Origin of the sequence: Serratia sp. CY27727 (assembly GCF_052169275.1) — a bacterium.
GTDB classification, from domain to species: domain Bacteria; phylum Pseudomonadota; class Gammaproteobacteria; order Enterobacterales; family Enterobacteriaceae; genus Serratia; species Serratia sarumanii.
On sequence record NZ_JBJNLB010000001.1, the window covers coordinates 79,814 to 95,661 of the forward strand.

Below are 15,848 nucleotides of genomic sequence, written 5' to 3' on the forward strand. Positions count from 1 at the left end.
CGGCTGGCCTTGCCCGTCATCGCAACGATGATGGCAAAACCAGCCGCCGATAAACTCAGGGTTAACGATGCGGGCCGGCGTTGCCCGGTGGATAAGGCTGGCCGCGGCCGTCATCGCGGCGGTCGGAGGCACCGCGATCGTCATGATTGCGCTCGTGGTCGCGATTATCGCGATCGCCGCGGAACGGATTGCCGCTGCGTGCCGGCTCACGGTGATCATAGCCACGCGGCGGCGATGGCTGCCAGCGGCCGCCGTCCCAGTACATGCCGCGCGCATTGCGCTCACCCAGACCGCGGCCCTGATGCGCATGCCACCACTGCGGTGGACGCCAGTCGTAACCATCCCAGTAGTAGCCGCGACGGTCCTGATCCCCCAGATGCAGAGAAACGCCCGGCACATTGATATCGACAGAGACATCGGCCTGCGCCGCCAGCGGCAGCAACAGCGGGAAACACACCAGCAACAGGATCTTTTTCATTTTGCCTTCTCACTCTATTTTTCTTGCTGCAGTGGTTATATCAGCGCGTTTATTTAACCACTATCTCACCGATGCCTATTTTCAGATTGTTTTCGACGGCCTTACACAATCCCTACACTGTTTGCCCTCGCCTTTAATTATCATAACCGCTGACAAGGCTTAACGAATAACTGACGGCTCTCAAGCGGCGTGGCAATTATAATTAAGCGAATTTCCATCGGAGGATAATAAGATGACTAAACGTATAGGCAGCCTGCTGGCCGTTGTGGCCCTGACAGCAAGCCTCAGCGCCTGCTGCTGGGGCCCGCACTGGGGCGGCGGCCACCGTGGCGATGGCCCTGGCCATTATCACGGCCGTTATTGAAGCGAAAACAATGCCACTCACCAAATAAGAGTTAAGAATATTCCGAAATCGAGCTTAAATAAACTTCCGCCGTAGCGTTTGAACGCAGGATTTTAATTCTTACATTGCCCATTAGGAATAAACTGAATTTTATCCTCAAAAAGAAAAAGGCCGCGCAAGCGGCCTTTTTTGATATCACACGTCACTCACCCTTTCGGGCTGGCGTTTTCTACCCGGCTTTTCAGCTTCTGCCCCGGACGGAAGGTCACCACGCGGCGCGCCGTAATCGGAATGTCTTCGCCGGTCTTCGGGTTACGCCCCGGACGTTGGTTCTTGTCACGCAGATCAAAGTTGCCAAAACCCGACAGTTTTACCTGTTCGCCATTCTCAAGGGCCCGACGGACCTCTTCAAAGAACAGTTCCACCAGGTCTTTGGCGTCCCGTTTGCTAAGCCCAAGCTTCTCAAACAGGTGTTCTGACATTTCAGCTTTAGTAAGCGCCATAGGTTCAATCCCTCAAGGATGCTTGGAATCGCTGTTTTAGAGCCTCTACGCATTTTGCAACGGTAGCGGCTATCTCCTCTTCTTCCAGTGTACGAGCGGTATCCTGCAATACCAGACTGATAGCCAGGCTCTTGTCACCTTCTGCCACGCCCTTGCCACGGTACACGTCAAACAAGTTTACGCCAACTACCTGATTTGCGCCAACTTTCTTACACTCGGCCAAAATATCTTCTGCGGGGACGTTTTCAGCCACCACAACGGCGATATCACGGCGGTTTGCCGGGAAGCGCGAAATCTCCCGCGCCTGAGGCACGGCGCGGCTCGCAAGCTTGTTCCACTCCAGTTCAAACACCACGGTGCGGCCGTTAAGATCCAGTTTACGTTCAAGTTCCGGGTGAATCACACCGATGAAACCTACGCGTTCGCCGTGCAAATAAATCGCCGCACTCTGCCCTGGATGCAGGGCCGGATTGGCTTCCGCCCGGAACTGAATTTCGGATAATTTACCGGTCAGTTCGAGGACAGACTCCAGATCCCCTTTTAAATCATAGAAGTCGACGGGCTTGCGCGCCAGATCCCAATGCTCATCGTGCGTATGGCCGGCGATCACGCCTGCCAGCATGACGTCCTGACGAATACCCAGATCTGCCGCACTATCAGGCACAAAGCGCAGGCCGCTTTCGAACAGGCGCAGACGCGTCTGCTGACGGTTCTGGTTATACACCACCGCGGACAGCAAACCGGTCCACAACGACAGGCGCATCGCCGACATCTCGACCGAAATCGGGCTCGGCAGGATCAGCGCTTCTTCATTCGGGTGCAGCAGCGCCTGCACTTTCGGATCGACGAAGCTGTAGGTGATCGCTTCCTGGTAGCCGTGATCGACCAGCATGGTCTTCACGCGCTTGAGCGTCAGATCGGCTTCGCGATGCTGGGTCATCACCAGATCGGCGCGCACCGGCACATCCGGGATGTTGTCGTAGCCGTAAACGCGCGCCACTTCTTCCACCAGATCCTCTTCGATTTCCATATCGAAACGCCAGCTCGGCGCGACCGCTTGCCAGCTGTCGCCCTGCTCGGTCACCTGGCAGCCCAGGCGGCGCAGAATGTCGCTGACCTGCTCGCTCGGCACCACGTGGCCGATCAGACGATCCAGCTTCTCACGGCGCAGCGTGATGGTGGCGCGCTTCGGCAGTTCGTTTTCGTGGGTTACGTCGATAACCGGGCCGGCCTGGCCGCCGCAGATGTCGAGCAGCAGGCGCGTGGCGCGCTCCATCGCTTTGTACTGCAGCGCCGGATCGACGCCGCGCTCATAGCGGTGAGACGCATCGGTGTGCAGGCCGTGACGGCGTGCGCGGCCGGTGATCGACAGCGGGCTGAAGAAGGCGCATTCCAGCAGCACGTCCTGAGTTTCCCCGTTGACGCCGGAATGCTCGCCGCCGAAGATGCCGCCCATCGCCAACGCTTTTTGATGATCGGCGATCACTAAGGTGTCGGCGCTCAGTTTGGCTTCGTTGCCGTCCAGCAGCGTCAGGGTTTCCCCTTCTTCCGCCATGCGCACCACGATGCCGCCGTCGATGCGGCCCAGATCGAAAGCGTGCATCGGCTGGCCAAGCTCCAGCAGCACATAGTTGGTGACGTCTACCACGGCATCGATAGAACGGATGCCGCAACGACGCAGTTTTTCACGCATCCACAGCGGGCTTGGCGCCTTGACGTCGATGCCTTTCACCACGCGCCCCAGATAGCGTGGGCACGCCTGCGGCGCGTCAACGCGGATCGGCAGCGTGGCGTCGATGGTGGCGGCCACCGGGCTCATGTCCGGCTCGGTCAGCGCAACCTGGTTCAGTACGCCCACGTCGCGCGCGACGCCGATGATGCCCAGGCAGTCGGCGCGGTTTGGCGTGACGCTGATCTCGATGGTGTTGTCGTTCAGTTTCAGGTAGTCACGGATGTCGGTGCCGATCGGCGCATCCAGCGGCAGCTCGATGATGCCGTCATGATCGTCGGAAATGCCCAGCTCGGAGAACGAGCACAGCATGCCTTCCGAAGGTTCGCCGCGCAGTTTGGCGGCCTTGATTTTGAAGTCGCCCGGCAGCACCGCGCCCACGGTGGCGACCGCCACTTTCAGGCCGGTACGGCAGTTTGGCGCGCCGCAGACGATGTCGAGCAGGCGATCGCCGCCTACGTTAACCTTGGTGACGCGCAGTTTGTCGGCGTTCGGATGTTGACCGCACTCGACCACCTCGCCCACGACGACGCCGTTAAACGCGCCGGCAACCGGATCCACGCCGTCCACTTCCAGGCCGGCCATGGTGATTTGATCGGATAATGCTTCGCTGCTGATGGCCGGGTTTACCCACTCGCGCAACCAGAGTTCACTGAATTTCATGTGATATTCCCGCCTTACTTAAACTGTTTGAGGAAACGCAGATCGTTTTCGAAGAATGCGCGCAGATCGGTGACGCCGTAACGCAGCATTGTCAGGCGCTCCATGCCCATACCGAAGGCGAAGCCGGAGTAAACTTCCGGATCGATGCCCACGTTGCGCAGCACGTTCGGATGCACCATGCCGCAGCCCAGCACTTCCAGCCATTTGCCGTTCTTGCCCATCACGTCCACTTCAGCGGACGGCTCGGTGAACGGGAAGTAGGACGGGCGGAAACGAACCTGCAGGTCTTCTTCAAAGAAGTTGTTCAGGAAATCGTGCAGCGTGCCCTTCAGATTGGTGAAACTGATGTCTTTATCGACGATCAGCCCTTCCATCTGATGGAACATCGGGGTGTGCGTCTGATCGTAGTCGTTACGATAAACGCGGCCCGGCGCAATGATGCGGATCGGCGGCTGCTGGTTCTTCATGGTGCGGATCTGCACGCCGGAAGTCTGGGTGCGCAGCAGGCGCGTGGCGTCGAACCAGAAGGTATCGTGGTCGGCGCGCGCCGGGTGATGCCCCGGAATGTTCAGCGCGTCGAAGTTGTGGTAATCGTCTTCAATCTCCGGGCCGGTGGCAACGGAGAAGCCCAGCTCGCCGAAGAAGGTTTCGATACGGTCGATGGTGCGGGTCACCGGATGCAGACCGCCGTTTTCCATGCGACGGCCCGGCAGGGAGACGTCGATGGTTTCAGCCGCCAGGCGCGCGTTCAGCGCAGCGCTTTCCAGCGCGTTCTTACGCGCGTTCAGGGCGTCTTGCACCTCCTGCTTGGCCTGGTTGATCACCGCGCCGGCCGCCGGACGATCTTCCGCCGGGACGTCGCGCAGAGACTGCATCTGCAAGGTGAAATGACCTTTCTTGCCAAAATATTCGACGCGCACCAAATCTAACGCGGCAACATCCTGGGCATCTTCTACGGCTGCCTTGGCATTGGCAACCAGCTCTGCGAGATGTGGCATTGCTTTCCTCTTCCTCTGGCCGGGATGGCCCTAAGTAATTGTTATCTATATTCGAACACGCCTTTGAGCAATCTTCAAAGACTTTTCAATGCGTTGCCGGCCGGGCGGCTCACCTGAGCTGAACGCCAGCCATACTCACCGCAACGCGTTGCAAGGCGGGACGATGGCCAAAAACAAAAAAGCCTCCACGAGGGAGGCTTAGGCGCTACTTTTCGTTTCTTTTCTTACGCGCAAAGCCTCCTGAAATCAGGCGCTAAAGTAAAAAAAGAAACGAAAAATAGCTGCGTGCATGATTGCGGTACCTTGTCGATGATTGCCCACCAGTGATATAGCTGCGGACAATGAAAGTCAATATTTGTCGCTGAAAACAAAGATTAAAAGAGGGAGCAAGCTCCCTCTTCTACTGACTTACGCCAGAGCTGCTTTCGCTTTCTCAACCAGTGCGCCGAAGGCCACTTTGTCGAAGACTGCGATGTCAGCCAGGATCTTACGGTCAATTTCGATCGACGCTTTTTTCAAGCCGTTGATGAACTTGCTGTAAGACAGACCGTTCTGACGAGCAGCTGCGTTGATACGTGCAATCCACAGCTGACGGAACTGACGCTTACGTTGACGACGGTCACGGTAAGCATACTGGCCTGCTTTGATTACTGCCTGGAAGGCAACACGATATACGCGCGAACGGGCACCGTAGTAGCCTTTCGCCTGCTTCATAATTTTCTTGTGACGTGCGCGTGCAATTACACCACGTTTTACGCGAGCCATATGCTCTCTCCTAAAGTCTTATTCTAAATTCAAAAAAAATGGCTTATGCGTACGGCAGGCACGCGGTAACCAGGACCAGATCGTTTTTAGACACCATGCCTTTCGGACGCAGGTGACGTTTACGCTTGGTTGCTTTTTTGGTCAGAATATGACGCAGGTTGGCATGTTTACGCTTAAAACCACCGCTGCCGGTTTTTTTGAAGCGCTTGGCTGCACCACGTACAGTTTTAATCTTTGGCATTTTAATTAAATCCACTTCGCATTGTTAAACAACGAATCAGTTGGGCGAATAAAACCCACACAGCGCAAGCGCCGCGCGGGTTCCATTACTTGTAAGCCTTACTGTTTCTTCTTAGGAGCGAGCACCATAATCATCTGGCGGCCTTCGATCTTCGTAGGGAAGGATTCGACCACTGCCAGATCCATATCTTCACACAGGTCTTTACGGACGCGGTTAAGCACTTCCATACCGATCTGCTGGTGCGCCATCTCACGCCCGCGGAAACGCAGGGTGATTTTGGCTTTATCGCCATCTTCCAGAAAGCGAATCAGGTTGCGTAGTTTGACCTGATAGTCGCCATCATCGGTGCCAGGACGGAATTTGATTTCCTTGACCTGGATAACTTTTTGCTTCTTCTTCTGTTCTTTCGTCGACTTGCTCTTCTCGTAGAGGAATTTGCCGTAATCCATGATTCGGCAAACTGGCGGTTCGGCATTTGGGCTGATTTCTACTAAATCAACGCCCGCTTCCTCAGCTTTTTCAAGAGCTTCATTCAGACTGACAATACCAATCTGCTCGCCATCGACGCCGGTTAGGCGAACTTCTTGCGCGCGAATTTCTCTGTTAATGCGATTAGGACGCGCCGGTTGAACTCGTTTTCCGCCTTTAATACTTTATTCCTCCAGTTGATGAAGACTACGGCTGCGAATCTCTTTCAGCAGCTTGTCTACGACTTCGTTTACGTCCAGGCTTCCCAGGTCTTTGCCACGGCGGGTACGAACGGCAACTTTGCCTGCTTCGACCTCTTTGTCGCCGCACACCAACATGTAAGGGACTCGACGTAAAGTATGTTCGCGAATTTTAAAGCCAATCTTCTCATTTCTCAAGTCCGCTTTCACGCGAATGCCTGCATCCTGCAGTTTTTTGGTCAATTGCTGGACGTAATCAGACTGGCTGTCGGTGATATTCATCACCACCACCTGCACCGGAGCGATCCAGGTCGGGTAGAACCCGGCGTATTCTTCGGTCAGGATACCGATGAAACGTTCCATGGAGCCCAAAATGGCGCGGTGAATCATTACCGGCACGACGCGATCGTTGTTTTCGCCAACATACGAAGCGCCCAAACGGCCCGGCAAGAAGAAATCGAGCTGCACGGTACCACATTGCCATGCGCGATCCAAACAATCATGCAGGGTAAATTCAATTTTCGGTCCGTAGAAGGCGCCCTCACCCGGCTGATATTCAAACGGAATGCCGTTCTCGGTCAGCGCGGCGGCCAGGTCTTCTTCCGCACGGGTCCACATGTCGTCGGTGCCGATGCGTTTTTCCGGGCGAGTGGACAGCTTGACGGCGATCTTGTCGAAGCCGAAAGTGCCGTACACGTCATACACCATGCGGATGCATTCGTTCACTTCAGCGCGCACCTGTTCTTCCGTACAGAAGATGTGGGCGTCATCCTGCGTGAAGCCGCGCACGCGCATCAGGCCGTGCAGGGAACCCGATGGCTCGTTGCGGTGGCAGCTGCCGAACTCGCCCATGCGCAGCGGCAAATCGCGGTACGACTTCAGGCCCTGGTTGAAGATCTGCACGTGGCCCGGGCAGTTCATCGGCTTGATGCAATATTCGCGGTTTTCCGACGCGGTGGTGAACATGGCGTCTTTGTAGTTTTCCCAGTGGCCGGTTTTTTCCCACAGCACGCGGTCCATCATGAACGGACCTTTCACTTCCTGGTACTGGTACTCTTTGAGCTTCATACGCACGAAGGCTTCCAGCTCGCGGAAGATGGTCCAACCGTCGTTGTGCCAGAACACCATGCCCGGCGCTTCTTCCTGCATATGATACAGGTCGAGCTGCTTGCCGATCTTGCGGTGATCGCGCTTGGCCGCTTCTTCCAGGCGTTGCAGGTAGGCGTTCAACTGCTTCTTGTCTGCCCAGGCGGTACCGTAGATACGCTGCAGCATTTTGTTTTTGCTGTCGCCGCGCCAGTAAGCGCCGGAGGTTTTCTGCAGCTTGAAATGGTGGCAGAAACGCATGTTCGGCACGTGCGGGCCGCGGCACATGTCGACGTATTCTTCGTGGTGGTACAGGCCAGGACGATCGTCATGGCTGATGTTCTCATCCAGGATCGCCACTTTGTAGATTTCGCCGCGCTCAGCGAAGGTGTCGCGGGCTTCTTGCCAGCTGACCTTCTTCTTGATGACGTCGTAATCCTTATCGGCCAACTCGTGCATCCGCTTTTCCAGCAGATCCAGGTCTTCCTGCGTCAGGGTGCGGTCGATATCCACGTCATAATAGAAACCGTTGTCGATCACCGGACCGATCGCCATTTTGGTATCCGGCCACAGCTGCTTGATCGCATGACCCAGCAGGTGAGCACAGGAGTGGCGCATGATTTCCAGGCCGTCCTCATCTTTGATGGTGATGATGGCCAGCTGCGCATCCGATTCGATCAGATCGCCGGCGTCGACCAGCTCGCCGTTGACGCGGCCGGCGATACAGGCTTTCGCCAGGCCAGGGCCGATATCGCGCGCGACATCCATCGGGGAAACGGGGTGATCGAAATGACGCTGACTACCGTCAGGAAGGGTAATAACAGGCATTAATAATTCCTTATCTACAGTGGTGACCCACACGACAGATCACATGCAGTACGAAAATTGGATTTTGGGTTTGGTCAGCCAGGTTTCAGATCTCGCCCACAATTGCCAGATTGAAACCTCACTGGGTATACAGAATGGAACGCATACCTTCTCAGCCACATTCGGCTAAGCGAATAGTATCACTAAAATTGTTCCGGATAAATAAAGCGCCGCCCTCACGCTTTCGCGTCAGCCGGCGCAAAAACGGTTTTCATGTAGCTGAGGGTGGCCAGCAGGCACAGGCCGTAGCCCAGCAGTTCGCAACCCTCTTCCACCATGTTTTTCACCACCCGGTTGTAGCCGTCCAGCATCAGCGTTTGCCACAGCGCGCTCATGCCGAACAGGCGTGAAAACACCAAAATGCACAGCAGGCCGGCGCACATCATGCCGTAGGCGGGATGCGTCACGAAATAGGCCAGGCCGCGCACCGCCGCCGCGATGTGCCGCGCTGCATGCACCAGGCAGGCCAAGGCTACCGCCAGCGCGAACCACACCCAGGCGCCGTGCCACAGCGCATCGAAGGCGAAATCCATCTCGCGGATCAGCATGCAGAGAAAGAAACCGCCGACCAGCATCCAGGCGGAGCGGCGTTCAGCCTGCCGCCGGGCCACGGCGAAGAAACCGCCGGAGATGGCGAGCAGCAACAGCTCCTGCGCCGCTTCGGTCAGCGAGGTTTCATGCACGAAATTATGCAGCCAGTGTACGTCGATAAATACCAGGCCGACCAAGGCCGCCAAAAAAGCGCAGTAGAGCAGAAAGGCAACGGCTTTCCCCAGCAAAATATGCAGTTCTTGTTTCATAATCACACTCATTATTATTTACAGCGCATCTATGTTATCCACCTGTCCCCAGGGATCGTGGCAATTGATGCCTAATACCCTACACAGCGATTAAGGTGGTCATTAATCACGCCGCAAACAATAAAAACCCCGGCACATGGCCGGGGTAAGCGCCAGTCTTTCCTGGCTGTCATTTCATCGTCGTCGGTATTTCAGGCTCTCATCCCTATATCATCGAGACGCGCAAACGAGCCTGGAGATTACGCCTGCGGAGATGATACGGTTACACGTCGGGCATTGGTGTTAACGCCCCACAAGCCTGCTAATGCACTGACCACTGCGCCAATCAACAACGCAAAGAATGACCACAGGGCAGCCCGAGACAATTCGTCCGCAGCCGCGGCAGCCTGTTCGCGCGCTTTCTGTTTCAGCTCAGCATACTCCTGTTTTGCCTGATTGATTTTTGCTTCGGCTTCATCCAAACGCTGATTAACCAGCTGCGCAGTTTTATTTTTGGCGTCGACCAAATTCTTCACAGTCTGGTCTACTTCCTGCGGCGTCATATTGGTATTTTCAACCAGCGCTTTTTTCAGTGTGTCTTGATCCACATCTTGCGAGATGGCCTCACCATGTTTTTTAAGCTTGTCGACCAGTTGCTTAATAATCGCATCGCTATTGTCGGGCTGAAGTGCCAGGGCTTTTACTGCGTCTGCCAAATCAGTCTTGGCCGCATTCAACTGTTGCTGCATGAATTCAGGCTGCAATGACGGAATACCACTTTTTTTAAGCGCCGTAACCACATCACCATGCAGCTGTTCAGGTTCCAACGTGGTGTCTATACCCAACTTGTCAAACACCTTGCCACCCACGTCCGCTAACCCGGCTGCCCCTTTGCCAATCGCTGAACCGGCACCGGAGAGCAAGCTGCCAGAGGTCGAAGCGATAGCACCCAGCGCATTGCCGGTGGCCTTCACTGCAGACCCGACCAGCATCCCGCCCAGCACCGCCGCCACAATCAGTGACGTAGCCCATACCAGGAAGCCATGAATAAGGCCGTCATTAGCAGCCAAACGTCCGGCAATAAAAGCGCCGGCAGCCAAGCTAATAATGATTGAAACAGCGGACCAAATCACTACGGTGGTACCGGCTCCATTGATTGGATCGTCTGACGTCGGATCCACGATGGAAAATCCAAGGCTGGTGCCCAACGTCGACAGCAACAGTGAAACAGCCAATACGGTGATAACACCACCAATGACGCTGCCCCAGGAGATTTTTTTCGCCGCTACCCATTCTTTTGCCACTTCCATAGTAAAACTCCTTTTAAGCTTTTCGATTATAAAGAAATGCCACAAAGCCTTACCAGTATAGAAGTGTTTAATCTCTTAAGCGCTTAAATGGTAAAAACAGTTAAAAATAATTAATAATAATTACAGCACGGACGTGCCTACTCTCGGCGACAACACGCTGACAGAGCGTCTTGGCATCACTATCCTTACGTTATTCACTGGTGAACAGGTCTTGAGCTCATAATATGAACCGGTTACTCGCAGTCCTCGTCGTGCTATGCGCGGTATTAGCGACGCTGTATAGGCGGGTGTATTTTGGCTCGCGTTCAGCGCCGCGGGCGATTGCGGGCAACAAAGCACCGCTGGGGTGTGAGGATGAACCGGAGCTCGCCGGCGAGTGCAACGGCAGTGATGAACGCCGGCCGACGGTTAATTAACGTTACGAGCTATCCCCATTGCCGCCAGGCGCACGGCAGGCTAGGCTGTTCAGCTCATGGGCCGCCGCGTGGCGGCTTGAACGTTGCACAGGGAGTCTCTTTTATGACGGGTATTTTGCAGTTATTCCAGGCCATCGGACTGGGTTTGGTGCTGCTGTTGCCGCTGGCCAACCCGCTGACCACGGTGGCGTTGCTGCTCGGGTTGTCCGGCAATATGACGCGCGAAGAGCGTAATCAGCAGTCGCTGATGGCCTCGGTTTATGTGTTCTGCATCATGACGGTGGCGTTTTACGCCGGCCAGGTGGTGATGAACACCTTCGGCATTTCGATCCCCGGCCTGCGCATCGCCGGCGGCCTGATCGTCGCCTTCATCGGTTTCCGCATGTTGTTCCCGCAACAAAGCGCCGATGAGGCGCCGGAGGTGGAGAGCAAGTCGCACGAGCTGCGCCATAAGACCTCGGCCAACATCGCCTTCGTGCCGCTCGCCATGCCGAGCACCGCCGGGCCGGGCACCATCGCGATGATCATCAGCTCAGCGTCGAGCGTCAAAGATAACACGCTGGGTTTTGAACCCTGGGTGCTGGCGGTGGCGCCGGTCGCCATCTTCCTGACGGTCGCGGTGATCCTGTGGGGCTGCCTGCTCAGTTCCGGCGCCATCATGCGCTTGGTGGGGAAAAGCGGCATCGAGGCGATCTCGCGCCTGATGGGCTTCCTGCTGGTGTGCATGGGCGTGCAGTTCATCATCAACGGCGTGCTGGAGATCATCTCCACCTATACGCCGGCCGCCGCTTAAAGATCAAAAACGGGCGCGTCATCGCGCCCGTTGCCGTTATTTCCCCGCCGGCGCCTGCGCGCCCAAAATGCCCTTGCCTTCCGGCACTTCGGTAAAGCGGCTGAGGATCTCACTGTAGGTCTTGGCCGGCTCCAGATCCGGGAACTGCGCCGGATAGATAAACTTCGCCAGATACTCCAGCCCGACAATGTTGTACGGATGGTTGTAGAAGTTATGGTAGATGCCGTAGAACCGCCCTTCTTTCACCGCCGACACCTGCGCGAAGCCCGGGCGCTGTTTCATGCGATTGAAAGCCTCATCCACCTGCTGTTGCGTGACGCCATAGCCGAACGGCACCGCGGCGTTGGTCTTGCTGGCCCACTGCGAGCCGGAAACGATGTAGGCATCCGGTTTCATGGCGATCACCTTTTCCAGCGCCACGTCGCCGGTCGCGCCCGGCAACAGCGCAGAGCCGATGTTGCGCGCGCCGACCGCTTCCACCAACGCGCCCCAGCCGACGTGCGCATGGGTGAAGCAGCAGGACTCCAGCCCGTTCAGGCCGGCCTTGGCTTCAAAGAACACCAGCGGCTTGGGTTCCACCGCCTGCGTCTTGGCCAGAATGGCCTGATAATGCTGCTGATAATAATCGGTATATTGCTTGGCTTCACTTTCCCGGTTGAGGGTTTCCCCCAGCAGCGTCACGCTTTTCGGCGTGTTTTCCACCGGCTTGAGCATGGTGTCGATAAACAGCACCGGCACATTCAGCGCCTTAAGCTTATCCAGCACGCCGGTTTGGCTCAGCGAAGGTTTGGAACGCAGCTGGGCGATCATCAGATCGGGCCGCTTGGCGATCACGCTCTCCAGATTCACTTCACCTTTGTCGCTGAATCCCATATCGATGATGTTTTTCGCCGCCGGCCATTTGCTCTGCAAGATATCCCAGGTCGCCGCGTCGCTTTTCTTCAGCAGGTTATTCCAGGCCACCAGCCGGCCGAACGGGTTGGCGCGATCGAGCAGCGCCAGCGTGAGAATGTCGCGCCCGTCCTGCACCACGATACGTTTCGGTTCTTGCTGGAGGGTGAGCGTCTGGCCGGAGGTGTCGGTCAGGGTCAGCGGATAGGTGGTGGCCATCGCCGGAGAGGCGAGTAAGGCGGCGCAAATCAGCGCCGGCAAAGTGATTCGACGGTGCACGAAAGACTCCTTAGTCATGAACGCAATCAGGAAATACTAATGAGAATGGCTTGCATTATCAAAGATAACGCCCGGCAACCCGACGATTAATTGCAAAGGGATGTGTAACGCAGGATTGAGAGGCGCGCCGAAGGCGGCGCGCCCAGGGGATCACACCAGGCCGTAAATCAGCGCCGACAGCGCGATCAGGCCCATCACCAGCACGAAGACGTTGCTCGCCGCGCGGTATTTGCGCATCGCCGGCACCGCGCGCACCGCGTACATCGGCAGGATAAACAGGATAGCTGCAATCAGCGGGCCGCTGATGGTTTCGATGATGTGCAGCGCGCTGGGGTTCCACACCGTCGCCGCCCAGGTGAGCAGGAACAGCGAAACCGCCGAGATGCGGTGCGTCATGCGCGAGCTGAGCGGTTTGCCGACCGCGCGCGTGACGCCGTCGATCAGGCTGGTCGCCCCCTCCGTGACCCCCAGCGAGGTGCCGAGATAGGATTTCGCCATTGCCAGCATCGCCATCACCGGGCCGAGATAGGCGATCAGCGGGTTGGAAAACTTGTTGGCCAGGGTGGTCAGCACCGTGATGTTCTGATCTTTCGCCTGCTGCATGTCTTCATGGGACAAACTCAGCACGCAGCTGAACACGAAGAACAGCACGGTGACGCAGATCAGCACATAGCTGTAGCGCATGATGCGCGCGCAGCGGCGTTCCGCCTTATCGCCATACAGGCTCTTCTGGGTCGAGGCGAAGGAAGAGATGATCGGCGCATGGCTGAAGGAAAACACCATCACCGGCACCGCCAGCCACAGCGAATGCCACAGCCCCGGCGTGTCGAAGCGGGTGGCGGCCAGGCCGTGAACGAAATTGGCGGTATTCCAGCTCGGCATCAGGTACAGCGAAATGCCCATCAGGAACACCAACAGCGGGAACACCAGCATGCCCATCGCCGCCACGATGCTGTCTTTGCCGCGCAGCAGCACCAGATTGAGCACCACCACCACCGCCAGGCTCAGCCAGATGCGCGGCAGCGGCGCCACGTGGAACTGGTGGATCAGGAAGCTGTCCAGCGCATTGGTGATCGAAATGCTGTACACCAGCACGATCGGGAAAAACGCCATCAGATACAGCATCATGATGATTTTGCCGGCCAGTACGCCGAAGTGTTCGACCACCACATCGTGAATATTGCCGTCGCGGCTGGAGCCGGAAAGCACGAAGCGGCTGAGCGCGCGGTGCGGCAAATAGGTCAGCGGGAAAGCGAACAGCGCCATCAACAGCAGCACCAGCGGGCCGTTCAGGCCGGCGTTGATCGGCAAGAACAGCGTGCCGGCGCCCACCGCGGTGGCATAGAGACCGAACATCCAGACGGTGTCGGTTTTGTTCCATTTGGCGGGCTGAGCGGCCGTCAGCGTGCCTGAATCGGGAGAAATCGTACTCATGAGACAGTCTACCTTAATCTGCGGCGCCAACGATTGCGCCTAACGGGATATCCTTCTCCGCGAATTTTTTAATAATAATCAGTGAATTAAAGCGATATTTCATACTTGCGCCTGATGAAAGGACGGCAAAGGATAATGAAAAATCCGTTGCGGGTCTATGTTTTATCGGCCGAACGAACGATTTGCGAACAGAAAATGCTGAAAAAACCGGCGCACCCAGTAAAAACTAAGGGCCCCTTGCGGAGCCCTTAAACGGTTTACTTCTTCGCGTCCGGATGGTCCGGCACCTCGGCGCTGCCCATCTCCTTCTCGTCGCGGATCATCGAGCGGTCTTTACGCACGTCGGCCACGTCGGAGGCGCTCACCGGTTTGGCGCTGTTGCCCCAGCTGGTGCGGATGAAGTTCACCACGTCCGCCACCTGCTGATCGTTCAGACGCCAGCCGAACGGCGGCATGGTGATGTTGGACACCGCCCCCTGCACCGCCGGCGTGGTATTGCCGGTCAGCACGATGTGGATCAGCGAGGTCGCGTCCTCGGTCTGCACCACCGGATTGCCCTTCAGCGATGGGAAGGCGCGCTTGTAGCCCACCCCGTCAGTGCGGTGGCAGGCCGCGCAGTTATCGACATACAGCGCCGCGCCGGGCTTGCTGTCGTCGCCGCGCCACAGATCCTTGGCCACGCTGTCTTCGACCGGCGCCGCCTGCTGCTTGCCGTCTTTCGGCGGCAACGATTTCAGGTAGCGTGCGATAGCGGTCAGATCGTCATCGCTCAGGTATTGCAGGCTGTGCTCCACCACGTCGCTCATGCCGCCGAATACGATCGCCTTGTCGTTACGGCCGGTTTTCAGGAACTCGGTCAGCTCGGCTTCGCTCCAACTGCCCAGGCCGTCCTTGTTATCACCGCGCAGGCTGGAAGCCACCCAGCCGTCGATCGGCGCGTTGCTGCCGGACAGGTAATCGTCGCTTTCGCTGTTGCTCAGCGCTTTTTCCTGCATGGTGATGCTGCGCGGGGTATGGCAGGCGCCGCAGTGGCCCAGGCCTTCCACCAGGTAGCGGCCGCGCTCGATGATCGGATCGGCCTTGGCGTCGGCGACGAAGTCCGCCGGCGACGGCGCGAACATGCCGCGCCAGATGCTCAGCGGCCAGCGCATCGACAGCGGCCACGGGATGTCGGAATCCTTGTTGGCCTGCTCCACCGGCTGCACGCCGTGCATGAAATAGGCATACATGGCGCGCATGTCGTCTTCTTTCACCAGCGCGAACGACGGGTACGGCATCGCCGGATACAGGGTGCTGCCGTTTTTGGCTACGCCCTTACGCACCGCGTTGTCGAAATCCTCGAAGCTGTAATCGCCGATGCCGGTTTTCTTGTCCGGCGTGATGTTGGTGGAGTAGATGGTGCCGATCGGCGTCTCCATCGCCAGGCCGCCGGCGAAGGTTTTGCCGCTCTTGCCGTCGGTGTGGCAGGCCACGCAGTCGCCGGCGCGCGCCAGGTATTCACCGCGCTTGATCAGCTCGCTGCTGACGGTGGCGTCCTGCGCCCAAACGGAAAAACTCACTGCACTGAGAACCAGTGCCGGTACAAATGCTTTCATCGTTCGCCGT

The 15,848-nt window shown here is 57.2% G+C and carries 16 protein-coding genes and 1 other annotated feature; of the genes, 2 read left to right on the forward strand and 14 right to left on the reverse strand.

Annotated elements, in window-relative coordinates; genetic code table 11:
- Positions 1-61 precede the first annotated feature (61 nt).
- Entirely contained in the window at positions 62-478 is a 417-nt protein-coding gene (locus tag ACJ8HB_RS00415; protein ID WP_033638328.1) for a DUF2502 domain-containing protein, read from the reverse strand.
- 232 nt (positions 479-710) lie between these two features.
- Between ACJ8HB_RS00415 and ACJ8HB_RS00420 the strand changes: the two genes are divergently transcribed.
- Positions 711-842 (forward strand): hypothetical protein, encoded by a 132-nt coding sequence (locus ACJ8HB_RS00420; RefSeq protein ID WP_255171081.1) that lies wholly within the window; start codon positions 711-713, stop codon positions 840-842.
- Positions 843-1,027: 185 nt separating this feature from the next.
- Here ACJ8HB_RS00420 and ihfA read toward each other — a convergent pair whose 3' ends face one another.
- The 10 genes from ihfA to ACJ8HB_RS00470 all read right to left on the reverse strand — a co-directional run bounded on the left by ihfA (position 1,028) and on the right by ACJ8HB_RS00470 (position 10,430).
- Entirely contained in the window at positions 1,028-1,324 is a 297-nt protein-coding gene (ihfA, locus tag ACJ8HB_RS00425) for an integration host factor subunit alpha (RefSeq protein WP_004931414.1), read from the reverse strand.
- Positions 1,325-1,328: 4 nt separating this feature from the next.
- Positions 1,329-3,716 carry a phenylalanine--tRNA ligase subunit beta gene (gene pheT / locus ACJ8HB_RS00430; RefSeq protein ID WP_047567827.1) on the reverse strand — a complete coding sequence of 796 codons (2,388 nt, stop codon included), beginning with the start codon at positions 3,714-3,716 and terminating at the stop codon, positions 1,329-1,331.
- 14 nt (positions 3,717-3,730) lie between these two features.
- Entirely contained in the window at positions 3,731-4,714 is a 984-nt protein-coding gene (pheS, locus tag ACJ8HB_RS00435) for a phenylalanine--tRNA ligase subunit alpha (protein ID WP_004931416.1), read from the reverse strand.
- 172 nt (positions 4,715-4,886) lie between these two features.
- Positions 4,887-5,009 (reverse strand) — a sequence feature (Phe leader region).
- Entirely contained in the window at positions 4,961-5,005 is a 45-nt protein-coding gene (gene pheM, locus ACJ8HB_RS00440) for a pheST operon leader peptide PheM (RefSeq protein WP_121626058.1), read from the reverse strand. It overlaps the preceding feature by 45 nt.
- Before the next feature lie 113 nt (positions 5,010-5,122).
- Positions 5,123-5,479, reverse strand: coding sequence for a 50S ribosomal protein L20 (gene rplT, locus ACJ8HB_RS00445; protein WP_004931417.1), 357 nt, complete (start codon positions 5,477-5,479; stop codon positions 5,123-5,125).
- Between the two features lie 43 nt (positions 5,480-5,522).
- A complete protein-coding gene (gene rpmI, locus ACJ8HB_RS00450; protein WP_004931418.1) occupies positions 5,523-5,720 on the reverse strand; it encodes a 50S ribosomal protein L35 in 198 nt (65 codons plus the stop codon).
- 98 nt (positions 5,721-5,818) lie between these two features.
- Entirely contained in the window at positions 5,819-6,370 is a 552-nt protein-coding gene (gene infC / locus ACJ8HB_RS00455) for a translation initiation factor IF-3 (RefSeq protein ID WP_048233542.1), read from the reverse strand.
- 3 nt (positions 6,371-6,373) lie between these two features.
- The gene (thrS, locus tag ACJ8HB_RS00460) at positions 6,374-8,302 is read right to left on the reverse strand and encodes a threonine--tRNA ligase (protein ID WP_025159696.1); all 1,929 of its coding nucleotides are present in this window, start codon (positions 8,300-8,302) and stop codon (positions 6,374-6,376) included.
- A 215-nt stretch (positions 8,303-8,517) separates the two neighbouring features.
- Positions 8,518-9,141, reverse strand: a complete 624-nt coding sequence (locus ACJ8HB_RS00465; RefSeq protein ID WP_094859802.1) for a hypothetical protein — start codon at positions 9,139-9,141, stop codon at positions 8,518-8,520.
- A 239-nt stretch (positions 9,142-9,380) separates the two neighbouring features.
- The gene (locus ACJ8HB_RS00470; RefSeq protein ID WP_060419224.1) at positions 9,381-10,430 is read right to left on the reverse strand and encodes a CAP-Gly protein; all 1,050 of its coding nucleotides are present in this window, start codon (positions 10,428-10,430) and stop codon (positions 9,381-9,383) included.
- 519 nt (positions 10,431-10,949) lie between these two features.
- Here ACJ8HB_RS00470 and ACJ8HB_RS00475 point away from each other — a divergent pair.
- Positions 10,950-11,639, forward strand: coding sequence for a MarC family NAAT transporter (locus tag ACJ8HB_RS00475; RefSeq protein WP_033653915.1), 690 nt, complete (start codon positions 10,950-10,952; stop codon positions 11,637-11,639).
- 36 nt (positions 11,640-11,675) lie between these two features.
- On the opposite strand, the gene ACJ8HB_RS00480 is transcribed toward ACJ8HB_RS00475, so the two are convergent.
- From ACJ8HB_RS00480 to ACJ8HB_RS00490, 3 genes are all read right to left on the reverse strand, one after another.
- The gene (locus ACJ8HB_RS00480; RefSeq protein ID WP_060424286.1) at positions 11,676-12,809 is read right to left on the reverse strand and encodes an ABC transporter substrate-binding protein; all 1,134 of its coding nucleotides are present in this window, start codon (positions 12,807-12,809) and stop codon (positions 11,676-11,678) included.
- Positions 12,810-12,959: 150 nt separating this feature from the next.
- Positions 12,960-14,243 carry a serine/threonine protein kinase gene (locus tag ACJ8HB_RS00485; RefSeq protein WP_033638320.1) on the reverse strand — a complete coding sequence of 428 codons (1,284 nt, stop codon included), beginning with the start codon at positions 14,241-14,243 and terminating at the stop codon, positions 12,960-12,962.
- A gap of 257 nt (positions 14,244-14,500) precedes the next feature.
- Positions 14,501-15,838, reverse strand: a complete 1,338-nt coding sequence (locus ACJ8HB_RS00490; RefSeq protein ID WP_033638319.1) for a c-type cytochrome — start codon at positions 15,836-15,838, stop codon at positions 14,501-14,503.
- Positions 15,839-15,848 lie beyond the last annotated feature (10 nt).

Excerpts from the sequence above, each read along its gene's own strand:
- ACJ8HB_RS00415 (WP_033638328.1), bottom strand. The coding sequence starts at position 478 with ATGAAAAAGATCCTGTTGCTGGTGTGTTTCCCGCTGTTGCTGCCGCTG.
- ACJ8HB_RS00420 (WP_255171081.1), top strand. The coding sequence starts at position 711 with ATGACTAAACGTATAGGCAGCCTGCTGGCCGTTGTGGCCCTGACAGCA.
- ihfA (WP_004931414.1), bottom strand. The coding sequence starts at position 1,324 with ATGGCGCTTACTAAAGCTGAAATGTCAGAACACCTGTTTGAGAAGCTT.
- pheT (WP_047567827.1), bottom strand. The coding sequence starts at position 3,716 with ATGAAATTCAGTGAACTCTGGTTGCGCGAGTGGGTAAACCCGGCCATC.
- pheS (WP_004931416.1), bottom strand. The coding sequence starts at position 4,714 with ATGCCACATCTCGCAGAGCTGGTTGCCAATGCCAAGGCAGCCGTAGAA.
- rplT (WP_004931417.1), bottom strand. The coding sequence starts at position 5,479 with ATGGCTCGCGTAAAACGTGGTGTAATTGCACGCGCACGTCACAAGAAA.
- rpmI (WP_004931418.1), bottom strand. The coding sequence starts at position 5,720 with ATGCCAAAGATTAAAACTGTACGTGGTGCAGCCAAGCGCTTCAAAAAA.
- thrS (WP_025159696.1), bottom strand. The coding sequence starts at position 8,302 with ATGCCTGTTATTACCCTTCCTGACGGTAGTCAGCGTCATTTCGATCAC.
- ACJ8HB_RS00465 (WP_094859802.1), bottom strand. The coding sequence starts at position 9,141 with ATGAAACAAGAACTGCATATTTTGCTGGGGAAAGCCGTTGCCTTTCTG.
- ACJ8HB_RS00470 (WP_060419224.1), bottom strand. The coding sequence starts at position 10,430 with ATGGAAGTGGCAAAAGAATGGGTAGCGGCGAAAAAAATCTCCTGGGGC.
- ACJ8HB_RS00475 (WP_033653915.1), top strand. The coding sequence starts at position 10,950 with ATGACGGGTATTTTGCAGTTATTCCAGGCCATCGGACTGGGTTTGGTG.
- ACJ8HB_RS00485 (WP_033638320.1), bottom strand. The coding sequence starts at position 14,243 with ATGAGTACGATTTCTCCCGATTCAGGCACGCTGACGGCCGCTCAGCCC.
- ACJ8HB_RS00490 (WP_033638319.1), bottom strand. The coding sequence starts at position 15,838 with ATGAAAGCATTTGTACCGGCACTGGTTCTCAGTGCAGTGAGTTTTTCC.